This is a genomic window from Paraburkholderia sp. FW306-2-2C-D06C (genome assembly GCF_058781505.1).
Window position 1 is genome coordinate 1 of record NZ_JBYSWU010000060.1, and the last position, 13,926, is coordinate 13,926.

The following is a 13,926-nucleotide window of genomic DNA, read 5'->3' on the forward strand; positions in this document are numbered from 1 at the left end:
GTTTCACTAGCCCTTCACCACCATCAGGTTGGGCAGGGGACTTGCACCCCCAAGCTGTTGCGCATGCTCGGCGCACCAATAAAAAACCCGCGGACCAAGCCGCGGGTTTCCGTACAGCAAACTGCTTTCGCTGCTGACTGCCTTAGTGCTTCACGACTTCTGTCGCACCGGCGTCCTTCGCCGGCTCTGCTGCGACAGGCGCTGCAGGCTTCGGCTCTTCCTCAGGCAATGCCGCAGGCACACGTTCGAGCGCCAGCTCGAGCACCTTGTCGATCCAGCGGACCGGCACGATCTCGATCGCGTTCTTCACGTTGTCCGGAATTTCCGTCAAGTCTTTGACGTTTTCTTCCGGAATCAGTACCAGCTTGATACCGCCTCGATGCGCGGCCAGCAGTTTTTCCTTCAGGCCGCCGATCGGCAAGACTTCGCCACGCAACGTGATTTCGCCCGTCATCGCGACATTGGCGCGAACCGGAATCCCGGTCAACACCGACACCAGCGCGGTCGTCATCGCAATACCGGCCGAAGGACCGTCTTTCGGCGTAGCACCTTCCGGCACGTGGATGTGAATGTCCTGCTTCTCGAACGCCTCGTCCTTGACACCCAGACGGCGCGAGCGCGAGCGGACCACAGAACGCGCGGCTTCGACGGATTCCTTCATCACGTCGCCGAGTGAGCCCGTGCGGATCACATTGCCCTTACCCGGCATCACCGCGGCTTCGATCGTCAGCAGATCGCCGCCGACTTCCGTCCACGCAAGACCCGTGACCTGGCCAACCTGATTTTCCTTCGCAGCGAGACCGAAGTCGTACTTGCGCACACCGAGGAAAGTGTCGAGATTGCTGCCGTCGACCTTCACTGCGCCTTCCGCCTTCTTCAGCAGAAGCATCTTCACGACCTTGCGGCAGATCTTCGAAATTTCACGCTCGAGCGAACGGACACCCGCTTCGCGCGTGTAGTAACGAATGATGTCGCGGATCGCGGTTTCCGTCACTTCGACCTCGCCATCCTTGAGGCCGTTGTTCTTCTTCTGCTTCGGCAAAAGATAGCGTTGCGCGATGCTGACCTTCTCGTCTTCCGTGTAACCCGACAGACGGATCACTTCCATCCGGTCGAGCAACGGCGGCGGGATGTTCAGCGAGTTCGACGTCGCCACGAACATCACGTCCGACAGATCGAAGTCGACTTCGACGTAGTGATCGGCGAACGTATGATTCTGTTCCGGATCGAGCACTTCCAGCAACGCCGACGACGGATCGCCGCGGAAATCCTGCCCCATCTTGTCGACTTCGTCGAGCAGGAAGAGCGGATTGCGCACGCCGACCTTGGTCAGGCTTTGCAGAATCTTGCCAGGCATCGAACCGATATACGTACGACGGTGACCGCGAATCTCGGCTTCGTCGCGCACGCCGCCGAGCGCCATACGCACGAACTTGCGGTTCGTGGCGCGAGCGATCGACTGACCCAGCGACGTCTTACCGACACCCGGGGGCCCAACGAGGCACAGGATCGGCGCTTTGACCTTGTCGACACGCTGCTGGACCGCGAGATACTCGAGAATGCGTTCCTTCACTTTCTCGAGACCGAAGTGGTCTTCGTCGAGCACGCGTTCCGCATTCGAGAGGTCGTTGTTGACCTTGCTCTTCTTGCGCCACGGCAAGCCGATCAGCGTATCGATGTAGTTGCGCACGACCGTAGCTTCAGCCGACATCGGCGACATCAGCTTGAGCTTCTTCAGCTCGGCGTCGGCCTTCTTCTTGGCTTCCTTCGGCATGCGGGCGGCCGTGATGCGCTTCTCGAGTTCCTCGAGATCCGCACCTTCTTCGCCTTCGCCAAGTTCCTTCTGGATCGCCTTGACCTGTTCGTTCAGGTAGTACTCGCGCTGGCTCTTCTCCATCTGGCGTTTGACACGCCCACGGATGCGCTTTTCGACCTGCAGGATGTCGATCTCGGCTTCGAGTTGTGCGAGCAGATGCTCGAGGCGCTCGATGACCGGGAACATTTCGAGGATGTGCTGCTTCTGGTCGAGCTTGAGCGGCAGATGCGCCGCGATCGTATCGGCCAGACGCCCTGCCTCGTCAATACCCGACAGCGAGGTCAGGATCTCCGGCGGGATTTTCTTGTTCAGCTTCACATACTGGTCGAACTGCGACACGATCGCGCGGCGCAGCGCTTCAGTTTCAGCGCTGTCGGCGTGGTCGGGTTCGAGCGGCATGACTTCGCACGAGAACTGCGTTTCCTGTTCTTCGATGGAAAGCGTTTTCGCGCGCTGCAAGCCCTCGACGAGCACCTTCACGGTGCCATCGGGCAGCTTCAGCATTTGCAGGATGTTGGCAACGCACCCTACTTCGTACATGTCCTTTTCGGTCGGCTCATCTTTCGCAGCCGTTTTTTGGGCGACGAGCATGATGTGCTTGCCGCCTTCCATCGCTGCTTCGAGAGCCTTGATCGACTTCGGGCGGCCTACGAAGAGCGGAATCACCATGTGCGGGAAGACGACTACGTCACGCAGCGGGAGCAGCGGGAGCGTAATGCGTTCCGGCGGAAGGAGTTGGGTTCCTGACATTTCATTTCCCCATGAGTGGAATCAGTTCGTTCGATAGGTGAGGCCAGCAGAAAAGATTGCAAGCCTCCGCGTGTGGGAAAAGTTCAGTGACTCCGAAGGTTCAGTGACTCCATAGTGAAAACAACCATCCTGACCACACGATAAACGAAAAAGCCGTTCACGTCGCCATGAACGGCTTGTTTGCAGAACCCGAAAGCCGATCAGTTCGAACCCGCAACCTTGGGTGCGTCTTCATAGATCAGTAACGGTTTGCCGTCGCCGTCAATCACGTTGTCGTCGATGATAACCTTGCTAACGCCTTTCATTGCCGGCAGGTCGTACATCACATCAAGCAACGCCTGTTCCAGGATCGAACGCAAACCCCGCGCGCCCGTCTTGCGACGGATCGCCTTACGCGCCACGGCCTGCAATGCGGCCGGACGAATCTCGAGTTCGACGCGTTCCATATTGAACAGCTTGTGGTACTGCTTCACCAGCGCGTTCTTCGGTTCGACGAGGATCGTCATCAGCGCCGCTTCGTCGAGCTTGCCGAGCGTAGCCACCACCGGCAGACGGCCGATCAACTCGGGAATCAGACCGAACTTGATCAGATCTTCCGGTTCCACTTCGCGCAGCACTTCGCCCGCGTCGCGGTCCTGCTTGCTCTTCACGCTCGCGCCGAAGCCAATACCGGTTTTCTCGGTACGGTCGACGATGACTTTCTCGAGGCCGTCGAATGCGCCACCGCAAATGAACAGAATGTTGGTGGTGTCGACCTGGATGAAGTCCTGATTCGGATGCTTACGGCCACCTTGCGGCGGCACCGACGCCATCGTGCCTTCGACCAGCTTCAGCAAGGCCTGCTGCACGCCTTCACCCGACACATCCCGGGTGATCGACGGGTTGTCGGACTTGCGGCTGATCTTGTCGATTTCGTCGATGTAGACAATGCCGCGCTGGGCCTTGTCGACTTCGTAATTGCAGTTCTGCAGCAGCTTCTGGATGATGTTCTCGACGTCTTCGCCGACGTAGCCAGCTTCCGTCAGCGTCGTTGCATCGGCAATGACGAACGGGACGTTCAGAAGGCGCGCGAGCGTCTGCGCGAGCAAGGTCTTGCCGGAACCGGTTGGGCCGATCAGCAGGATGTTGCTCTTCGACAGTTCGATTTCATCCTTCTTGTCGAGGTGCTTGAGGCGCTTGTAGTGGTTGTACACCGCGACTGCGAGAATTTTCTTCGCGCGCTCCTGACCGATCACATACTGATCGAGGATTTCACGGATTTCCTGCGGACTCGGCAGGTCGGACTTGGACAAGCCCGCCTCGATGCCCGCGCCTGCAGCCTCATCGCGGATGATTTCGTTGCACAGGTCGATACATTCATCGCAGATGAACACCGACGGGCCGGCAATCAGTTTTTTGACTTCATGCTGGCTCTTGCCGCAGAACGAGCAATACAACAGCTTCTCGCTGTTAGAACCTTTCTTGTCCGCCATAAATGTGTGAGCCTCCGGACACTCGATTACATGATACGCCGTTTGCCCCTGCCTCGCAGTTGGGCGCGGCAGGGCTTGAGCCAGGATAACGGCGTTTGCCGCAGGCGCTCGGACGAGTCTTGATTATTTCACAACCGATTCGATGACGTTTTTACCCCATTTTGGGGCAAAAACGCACCAGTTCAAGGACGCTTGTGCGCCACCTGATCGACCAGACCATAAGCTTGCGCGTCATCGCCGGACATGAAATTGTCGCGATCGGTATCGCGCGCGATACGCTCGACCGGCTGGCCGGTGTGGTGCGCGAGCAGATGATTCAGCCGTTCCTTCAAATACAGGATTTCGCGTGCCTGGATTTCGATGTCTGACGCCTGGCCGCGCGCGCCACCCAGCGGCTGGTGAATCATCACGCGCGAATTCGGCAGCGCAAAGCGCTTGCCCTTCGCGCCGGCCGCCAGCAGGAACGCACCCATGCTGGCCGCGAGGCCCATGCACAGCGTCGACACGTCCGGCTTGATGAACTGCATCGTATCGTAGATCGCCATCCCGGCCGAAACCGAACCGCCCGGGCTGTTGATGTAGAAGCTGATGTCCTTGTCCGGATTCTCGCTTTCGAGGAACAGCATCTGCGCGACGACGAGATTGGCCGTCTGGTCGTTCACTTCGCCGACCAGGAACACGATGCGCTCCTTCAGCAGGCGCGAGTAGATGTCATACGAGCGCTCACCCCGGCCGCTCGTTTCCACGACGATCGGCACCAGTCCGAGCGCCTGCGCTTCGAGATCCCGCGACGACTGGGAGGTCAACGTGTCCAGCATTTGGGCGCGAAAGGTCATGCAATGGATCCTTGTCTGGAAATACTCTAAATATTAGATGCTAGACAGGTGTGTACGACCAGCCAGTATTCAAGTGCGCGATCAACGCGAGCGTGGTGCAGAAAACAATGCAAAACGCAGCGCACGTTCACAGCACAAAAAAACGGCGTGCGGGCCGTCGCTCCGACAGCCGGCACGCCGTTGCAGCGACGCTTACGCTTGCGCCGTTGCGCTTGCCAGTTCTTCGAAGCTCACTTCCTTGTCCTTCACCTTGGCCTTGCTGAGGACGAAATCGACGACGTTGGCTTCAACGACGTACGCTTCCATTTCGGCAAGACGTTGCTGATTGGAATAATACCAGCGGACGACTTCCTTCGGGTCTTCGTAGCTTTTCGCGAATTCGTCGACTTCGGCACGAATCTGCTCCGGCTTTGCCTGCAGTTCGTTGGCCTTGACCAGTTCGGCCAGCACGAGGCCCAGCTTCACGCGACGCTCAGCCTGTTCCTTGAACATTTCAGCCGGGATCGGCGCGTCTTTGGCGTTCGGCACGCCACGTTGCTCCAGATCCTGACGGGCCATCGCGACGAGGCGTTCCTGATCCTGTTCGATCAGCGCGTTCGGCACGTCGAGTTCAGAAATCTTCAGGAGCGCGTCCATCACCTGGTTCTTGACGATGGCTTGCGTGCGGCGCTTCGCTTCGCGTTCGAGATTGTCCTTGATCTCAGCGCGCATCTTGGTCAGATCGCCGTCTTCGATACCGAGCGACTTCGAAAATTCAGCGTCGATTTCCGGCAGATGCGGCCACTCGATCTTCTTCATCGTGATCGTGAATTGCGCCGTTTTGCCTGCCACTTCCTTGCCGTGGTAGTCGTCCGGGAATTTCAGGTCGAATTCGGTCGATGCGCCGACCGTCAGACCCAGCGCCGCCTTTTCGAATTCCGGCAGCATGCGGCCTTCGCCCAGCACGAATGCGAAATCTTCTGCGCTGCCGCCCTGGAATACTTCACCGTCGATCTTGCCGACGAAGTCGACCGTCACGCGATCGCCTTCTTTCGCTGCCGTATCCGCACCGCCGTCACCGTGCTCGCCGGCTTCGCCGCGAGCGTGGAAGTGCACGCGCTGCTTGCGCAGGATGTCCAGCGTGCGGTCGATTTCCGCTTCGCTGATGGTGGTCGTGGTGCGCTCGATTTCAGCCGTGGCGACGTCGCCCAGCTTCACTTCCGGATACACCTCGAAGGTCGCGTCGAACGCGTAGTCGCCTTCCGTGGCGTCAACCTTCGGCGCGAAGCTCGGCTGGCCGGCCACGCGCAGGTTTTCGGTGCGGCTGATGTCGAAGAATTCCTTGCCGACCTTGTCGCTCAGCACTTCGGCTTCCACCTGCCCCGAATACTGTTGCGTCACCATCTTGAGCGGCACCTTGCCCGGGCGGAAACCCGGCATGCGCACGTTCTTCGCGAGTTGACGGATACGCGAGTCCACTTCCTTCTGCACGGCGTCCTTCGGCAGGGAAATCGTTACGCGGCGTTCGAGCTTGCCGAGGTTTTCAACAACGTTAGCCATGGCTTCAATCGTCCTAAAATTATTCGAGCGAATCAGTTATCTTCTCCGTGCTGCTTTTCGATGTCGCATCGCATCGCGCGTCACATCAATTCGGCGCCTGCGCCGCGGGCTTGCAGGCCGCCGGCAGCACGGTTGGGTCCAAAGAGCCGAATATTTTAGCAAACTATTTGCGCGCCTAGCCGGGATTCGATGATTGCGCACGTTTTTATCGGCTTTCCAGGCGCTTTCCGGCGTGTTTTCGCCGGCTTTACGGCCATTCGGTCGCACCGCCTCACATGCGGCGCGCGGCGGGCGAGCTCGCTTGCTGCGTCTTTCGCCAGACGATTCCGACTATGCCGTTAGGCCTATTCAGTCGGCGCCGCCATGCTGCTAAGCTAACGGACGCGCTCGGGGCTGCGTGTCTTTTCGCTCAGGTCCTGCGCCCTCGCAACGATTCCAACCATTCAGAGACACCATGCCGAATCCGCCGTCCTCGCCTGTCGTCGTTATTGCTCCCGATTCCTTCAAAGGCTCGCTCAGCGCCGAGCAGGTCGCGCAGGCGATTGCGTCCGGCATCCGGCGCGCTCGGCCCGACGCCGAGGTGCGCATCTGTCCGATGGCCGACGGCGGCGAAGGCACGCTCGAAGCCATGCTCACGAGCGGCGGCGAACGCCGCAAGCTGAGCGTGCGCGGCGCGGCCGGGCCGGTGCGCGAAGCGCTCACCGCACTGCTCGCGGACGGCAGCGCGATCATCGAAACGGCGGAAATCGTCGGCATTACCGATCCGGTCGGCATGGGCGTGCCGGTCGAAGCGCGCAGCACGCGCGGCATGGGCGAAGCGATCCGCGCACTGCTCGACGAGGGCGTGCGGCGCTTTTTCGTCGCGCTCGGCGGCAGCAGTACGAATGACGGCGGCGCGGGCCTGCTCGCCGGCCTCGGCCTGAAGCTCTTCGACGCGCAGAACCAGGAACTCGACGCGACACCCGAACAACTCGCACGCGTGGCGCGCCTCGATGTCTCGCAACTCGACGCCCGGCTGGCGGATGCGTCGTTCGTCGGCATGTCCGATGTCGACAACCCGCTGACCGGCGATCACGGCGCGACTGCGGTGTTCGGCCCGCAAAAAGGCGTGAAGCCGGAGCAGATCGCCACGATCGACGCCGCTCTCGCCCGCTTCGCCGATCTGCTCGAAGCGGCGCTCGGGCGAACCGCGCGCGATCGGCCCGGCGCGGGCGCGGCCGGCGGCCTCGGCTTTGCACTGCATATGCTGGGCGCGCATTTCGAGCCGGGCGCGGAAACCGTCGCGCGGCAAATCGGCCTCGATGCCGCGCTCGAGGGCGCGAACTGGCTGATTACCGGCGAGGGCCGTTCGGACGTCCAAACGCTGCACGGCAAGGCGCCCTTCATCGCCTGCCGTCATGCGCAGGCAGCAGGCGTGCCCGCCACGCTGCTGTCGGGCGCGGTCGACTCCGCGGCCCTGCCGCGTCTCGGCGAATTCTTCAGCGGCTGCTTCTCGCCGGCTCCCGGACCAATCACGCTGGAAGTCGCGATTCGCGACGCGGCGCGCCTGCTCGCCGACGCGGCCGAGCAACTGACGCGGCTGAAATTCGGCGCGCGTTGACCGGCGAAACGGTTGCGGCAACAATCACAGCGCCACGACCGCGTCTCTTATCACGGGAAGACCATGAAGGCCTCCGCCAAAACCGGACTCGAGCAATTCCTCACGTACCGTCTGCATGTGCTGAACAAGCTCACCGAGCGTGGCATCAGCGAGCGCTATCAGGACAAGCTGGGCGTGACGTTGCCGGAAGCGCGGGTGATTGCGTCGGTGGGATCGTTCGGACCGTTTTCGATCATGGAGCTGGCCCGTCACGCGAATCTCGACAAGAGCCAGGCGAGCCGTGCTGCCGAGGCGCTGATCAAACAAGGGCTCGTGAAGCGCGAGCCGAGCGCCGAAGACGGTCGCGTGGTGCTGGTGTCGCTCACTGCCGAGGGCCGCGCGCTGTATCGCAAAGTGATGCCGATCGCGCGCAAATGGAATGACGATCTGTTCGAGTGTCTGGACGAACAGGAAAAGCTCGCGTTCGGCCATGCGCTCGACAAGATCATCCATACGATGACCGCGCGCGAGGAATGAACAACGAAGCGCGAGTGCGGGCTGCAAGAAATGCGACCGGCACTCGCTGCAATCAGGCCTTGCCGCTGCTTTGACCGGTGCCGTCCGCACTGCCCGTGTTATCAGCCACGATGCCTGCCGTAGTACCTGTTGCGGCACTTGCCTCGGTACCTGCCGTAGTACCGGCTACATTACCTGCCTCAGGACCTACCGTAGCACCTACCGTAGTACCTGCCGTAGTACCTGCCGTAGTACCTGCCCGAGCGGCGCCGGCCACATCCACAGCGGCCCGGGCGCCACGCGCGAGCCGCCACGCGATCATGCCGAGCGAGCCGACGGCGAGCAGCAGCGCCGCCCACAACACATAGCGGCGCATTGCATCCCGGTCTTTGTTCGCCGACTGCCCATCGGCATCTTGCGGCGCGACGGGCAGCGCTTCTCCCAACCGCGCCGCGACGGCGACTGACGACGCGCCCATCAGCAAATCCTCGCGGCTCACCGCCGAAGACACAGCCGCCTCATTGCCCACCGCCAGCGTGAACGGCGCCGCGCCGCGCGCAACGAACGTCAGCGTCGCCGGACGCCAGCCCGCCGCGACGGTCAGCGCACCGCTCCCCAGGCCGCCATTGCGCGCATCCACCACCACGCGCCATTGACGATCCGTATCCGCCGCCACTTCGAGCGATGGATTGCTCTGCTCCACCGCGCCGTTGTGCAGGCGGTACAGCGTCGCGTTCGAGACCTCGCGCCAGGGCGATTGCAGACCTGGGCGCGAATAGACGACGGCCGGCGCCACCGTATTGGGCTGCGGCAAATTCAGGCGCAAGCGGTCGACGGGATAAGGGCCGCCCGTGTCGAAGAAATATTCGCCGGCCGTCGGCCCCGCACGAGCCACGATGCCTTCGCGCCATTCCCGCTGGGTATCCGCGCGCTGCGCGCGGTCCGAGTTGGCCGCCTGCACCTCGAGGTCGATCGATTCGATGTACGGCGCGCCGTCGAGCCAGCGCAAACGCACATAACGCGCCGGCACGCCATCCAGCGCAATGCGGTCCTGGCTCAACGTGCTGCCGTTATAGGTGACCTTGAGAAGTTGTGCATCGCCGGCGGGGTGCCAGCTGCGCAAATCGTTGCTCGATTCGACTGTCACGCGCCCTTGATAGTTGTCGTTGCGCAGATGCACGACCAGCGCGCCCGCCTCGCCCGCCACACGGCCGACATCGACGAGATCCGCATCGTGTTGCGCGCGTGTCGGCGGCGCCGCGGTCGTCCGCAGCGACCCGTCGGCCGCGATCGTCACGCCGAGCGGCGCACCGGCGCTGCCCGCCTCGGTGGCCGGCAACGGGAACCAGCGTACCGTGCGCAGCGTGGGCGGCGTCCTGGCCGCCTCGCGCGGCGCGTCGAGCGAATACGGCACCGGCTCGCCGGCGCCGTTGAATACCCGCACGTCGCCGAGATCGCTGCGCCGGCTCGCCGCGTACACGGCGACCGGCAGCCTGATGCTGTAGTACGCGGCGCCGCTGTCGAGTTCGAGTGCGAAGCGCTGCGCAAAATGATCGGCCGCAGCAGCCACCGGAGACGCCCAGATGGCCGGGATCGCAAGGCACCAGACAGTCACAATCAAGAAGCGCTTCATTGCTCAGTTTCCATCACGGCAGCTTTTGGCGGCAGCGGCGAGAAGTAGCCGATCAGCAGCAACATCACGCCGATACCGATGAACGACACGATCCGCTCGATACCCGTCACGTGCGACAGGTCGAACAGGAACAGCTTGACGACGGTCGCCGCCAGCAAGGCGCCGCCGACGAACCAGAACAGGCGGCTCGCCCGGCGCGTCGCCCAGATCATCATGGCCAGCGCGCAGACCGTCCAGAATACCGAAACGGACGCCTGCACGAGCATGGAGCGCGACATGTCGTCGAACTGGTACGGCACGCCGGTCCAATGATGCAGCGTACGCAGCAGCATTGCATTGAGCCAGATGAAGCCCGTCACGCCGACCACTGCCTGCAACGGCACACGATATTCGCCGATCGGCACGCCGAGGCGGCTGATGCGCACGAGCCACACCGCCGCCAGCGCAAAAATCACCGCCTGCACCAGATCAAGGGGATTGAGCAGCGGCAGACGCGCCCACGCGCCGCCGTCCTGGGTCAGGTTCGCGTAGAAGGTCCACGCCCACATCACCAGCACGAGCGGTGTCGAAGCGCGCGCGCACAGCCGCACGATGCTGTCGCGCCGCGCGAGCCATAGTCCGGCAAAAGCAAACGCGCTCCAGCCGACAAGGAACACCTGCTGCAGATTGAACGATGCCAGCACGGCGTCGACATCGTACGCGGCGTGAAAACGATGGTGCAGCGTACGCAGCAGCAACGCGTTGAACCACAGGAAGAGCGTGGCGAGCACGGCGTAATCGAAAGCCCGCGGATGCCAATGCAGGCCGAGCGCGCGCAGACGCCGCAACCACACGGCGAACGCGACGAACGCGAGTATCTGCGCGACATCGAGCGGATTCACGAGCGGCAGCCAGAAAAGCGGCGCGGCGCTGCCGTCGCTGACGACGCTCGCGATACTCCACGCCCACAGCAACGCGGCGAGAGGCGCCGCGCCCCACACCTGATAAGCCTGCGTGAAGCGCCCGACCGGCCAGCGCAGACGATGCCCGGCACCTGCCACCAACAGCAGCAGAATGCCGAAACCATAGGCCCACGCGCTCCAGCTCCACGCCCCTTCGGGCACATAGACGCGCAAACCCCAGTAGCCTTCGAGCGCGAGGAGCGCGGCGGCGGTCCAGAACATCAGCGTATGGAGCGGCGCGAGCACACTGTCGCCGACATCGCGCTGCTGGCGCCGCAGCAGTGCGTAGGCGAGGACAGCCACGATCGCGCAAACCAGCCAGCCGTAGCCGCTGACCGGCGCCATGCTGTACATGAACAGGTTCAGCACCAGCAACGCAAGGACCGGCACCAGTGCCAGCGCCGGCCACTCGGCGAGCGGCCAACGCAGCCTGCGGCGCGCGCCATGCGCGAGCCAGCCGGTCAGAACGGCGAACAGCGCGACGAACGCGTTCTCGAAACGACCGCGATCGTAGGACAGATGGGCATGCGCATACTCGAAGATTTCATGGACGCCGCCCAAAACCCACCACAGCAGCCCCCAGATTGCGGCGACAAGGCCGACCTGCGGCATCCACGCGTGCCACGCGCTCGCTTCGCTGCGGCCGTGCAGGCGCCATCCCGTGAAAATACTGGCGAGCGCGATCAGCGCCGTGGCGATATAGGCGCCGTTCAGGACCGGCCAAACTTCCCTGTAATCGACCTGCGTTCCCGGGCCGGCGATAAACGCGCAGGCCGCGGCCAGTTGCAGCAGCAAGCCGAAACCGAACGCGCCGAGGCGCCGCTGGCGCACGCCGAGCCAGGTGATCGCGGCGCCTTCGATGGCCCACGTGGCGCTCGTCGTCGGGCCGCTGAAAGCGAGCGGCACGGCCAGGGTCGCGAAGATCACGGCCAGCGCCAGCATGGCTTCGAACAGCATGCCGAGCCGCTCGCGGCGCCGCGCCAGCCAGGCGGCGATCGCGAGGTAGAACGCGGCCAGCGCCACCGCGCTCCACGCCAGGCCGAACCCGATGTTTTTCATCAACGCGGCTTGCAGACCGATCGCGACCAGCGGCGTACCGAATACCAGCGTACCGTCGACGTAATGCCTGAGTGCAAGCTCGCGGCGCGCCGCATACAGCAACGCAATGCCGACGTACATGAGGAAGAAAAGAATCAGGAACGGCTCAGTGCTGGCGAGCAGTTCGGGTCGGTAGGCCGTCACGCCCCACACGGCACCGATCGAAAACGTGAACACGAACCCGAGCAGATTCAGCGGACGCCACGCCTTGAACCACGCGATCGCGAAGATCCCGGCGTTGAGCAGCGCGTAGTAGCTGAACAGCATCACATGACTGCCGCCGCCGGTCGAGAGCAGCACCGGCGCGAGAAACCCGCCCGCGCTGCCCATAAAGGCGAGCGACGACGCGTTCTGCCGTACCGCCAGAAACGCGCTCAACGCGCAGATCGCGATCATCAGCGGCAGTGCCGCGCCGGCCGGCAACAAATGGTAGAGCCTGGTCGCGGCGAACACGGTCAGATACAGCGCGCCGACCCCGCCACCTTGCAGGACCAACCCGTACGCGCCGCGACGCTCGCCGATGCGCCAGCCGAAGCCGAGCAGGACGGTCGCGGCGAGCGCGACGCCGGCAAGGCGGAATTCGATCGGCAGCAGACTATTGTCGGCCGCGTACTTGAGCAGGAAGGCGATGCCGAAGAACAGCACGACGATGCCGACCCGCACCACCGCGTTGCCGCCAAATAGCCAGTCGCCGCCGGCTTTGAAGAGGCGTTCGGCGAGACCCGGGCCCTGCGGCGGTGCTGGCGGCTGCGGCGGCGTAGCTGGGATCAATTCAGGCTCGAGCGGCGCAACCGGCACTGCAGTGCTGGTGTCGGCCGACACCAGCGGCGTTGCCGCGCCGACGCTCGCCGTAGAATGCATAGCCGCCGGCTGCGCCGGCGCGACTCCAGACGCATGATTTTGCGTTTGGGCTGTTGCAGTGGCGGGAGGCATCGCGTACGGATGCGGCACGGTCCCGGGCGGCTTCGGTGTGAACGTGGGAGGCTGAGCGCTCGCGGCTTGGTCGGCGGACGCGGCGGGGGTGGCGCCGGCGGTCGCTCCAGTAGTGGCGCCGCTGCGCAGTTGCCGGATTTCACCGCGCAGCGCGACGATCTCGCGTTCGAGACGCTCGACACGCGCGGCCAGTTCGCCGGGTGGATTCCAGCTATCGGCCGTGGCCGGTTTAGCCGTAGCGTCGCTTGGCGCGCCGTGAGGCTTTTTCGCCAGCATGCGCGCCAGCGCAAAACCGGCGAGCGCACCCACCACTGCTCCGTTACCGATCGAAAAGTCGTTCGACAAGGCGGTCACCATGCCGATCACCGCGCCGAGCACCGCTAATATCCAGCTCATCGCATCCCTCTTATTGTCTTCTATCGAGATCCGTTTAGTCGCACGGATTAATGCGCCTATATTGTGCGAGCAATACGGCGAAAATCGGCGCGCAGAATACCATGTTATCCGAGCCGTCGAACCCTCGAACAAACGAAATCGCATACCAGCGGATATCCCGCAATGCGTACTGATTTTTACTGCCGGATAACCGCCGGCATCCGCACGATTTCTCCACCCGCACTGATGGATGGAAGAAGCCGCTATCGCGCTGGCACGTTAGCCGGCGCGCCGCAAGTGCCCTCGCCATAGAAGCCGCACCGAGCAAAACGAACTTTTAATTAGACAGTCCGCGCGGAACGCGAACCTGGATAAGCGGCTGCGCAATATCAACTGAATCGGATATCGTCTGATCCTTGCGCCACTCGTTTGAGTTCA

At 62.9% G+C, this 13,926-nt stretch carries 8 protein-coding genes; 2 read left to right on the top strand and 6 right to left on the bottom strand.

All coding sequences use genetic code 11. The features are described 5' to 3' along the window. Window positions 1-142: 142 nt before the first annotated feature. The 4 genes from lon to tig form a co-directional block, all read right to left on the bottom strand. A complete protein-coding gene (gene lon / locus AC3WLT_RS31500; RefSeq protein ID WP_492595546.1) occupies window positions 143-2,566 on the bottom strand; it encodes an endopeptidase La in 2,424 nt (807 codons plus the stop codon). 200 nt (window positions 2,567-2,766) lie between these two features. Beyond that, a complete protein-coding gene (gene clpX / locus AC3WLT_RS31505; RefSeq protein WP_492595547.1) occupies window positions 2,767-4,038 on the bottom strand; it encodes an ATP-dependent Clp protease ATP-binding subunit ClpX in 1,272 nt (423 codons plus the stop codon). A gap of 182 nt (window positions 4,039-4,220) precedes the next feature. Beyond that, the gene (gene clpP / locus AC3WLT_RS31510) at window positions 4,221-4,874 is read right to left on the bottom strand and encodes an ATP-dependent Clp endopeptidase proteolytic subunit ClpP (RefSeq protein WP_007182010.1); all 654 of its coding nucleotides are present in this window, start codon (window positions 4,872-4,874) and stop codon (window positions 4,221-4,223) included. 192 nt (window positions 4,875-5,066) lie between these two features. Beyond that, window positions 5,067-6,413 carry a trigger factor gene (gene tig / locus AC3WLT_RS31515; protein WP_492595548.1) on the bottom strand — a complete coding sequence of 449 codons (1,347 nt, stop codon included), beginning with the start codon at window positions 6,411-6,413 and terminating at the stop codon, window positions 5,067-5,069. A 454-nt stretch (window positions 6,414-6,867) separates the two neighbouring features. Here tig and AC3WLT_RS31520 point away from each other — a divergent pair, with 454 nt between their 5' ends. Together AC3WLT_RS31520 and AC3WLT_RS31525 are read left to right on the top strand one after the other, a co-directional pair. After that, entirely contained in the window at window positions 6,868-8,013 is a 1,146-nt protein-coding gene (locus AC3WLT_RS31520; protein ID WP_492595549.1) for a glycerate kinase, read from the top strand. Window positions 8,014-8,076: 63 nt separating this feature from the next. Beyond that, window positions 8,077-8,529, top strand: a complete 453-nt coding sequence (locus AC3WLT_RS31525) for a MarR family winged helix-turn-helix transcriptional regulator (protein WP_492595550.1) — start codon at window positions 8,077-8,079, stop codon at window positions 8,527-8,529. 52 nt (window positions 8,530-8,581) lie between these two features. On the opposite strand, the gene AC3WLT_RS31530 is transcribed toward AC3WLT_RS31525, so the two are convergent. Beyond that, the gene (locus tag AC3WLT_RS31530) at window positions 8,582-10,141 is read right to left on the bottom strand and encodes a DUF3999 domain-containing protein (protein ID WP_492595551.1); all 1,560 of its coding nucleotides are present in this window, start codon (window positions 10,139-10,141) and stop codon (window positions 8,582-8,584) included. Then, a complete protein-coding gene (locus tag AC3WLT_RS31535; RefSeq protein WP_492595552.1) occupies window positions 10,138-13,509 on the bottom strand; it encodes a DUF2339 domain-containing protein in 3,372 nt (1,123 codons plus the stop codon). Before AC3WLT_RS31535 ends, AC3WLT_RS31530 begins: the two co-directional genes overlap by 4 nt. Between the last annotated feature and the right edge of the window lie 417 nt (window positions 13,510-13,926).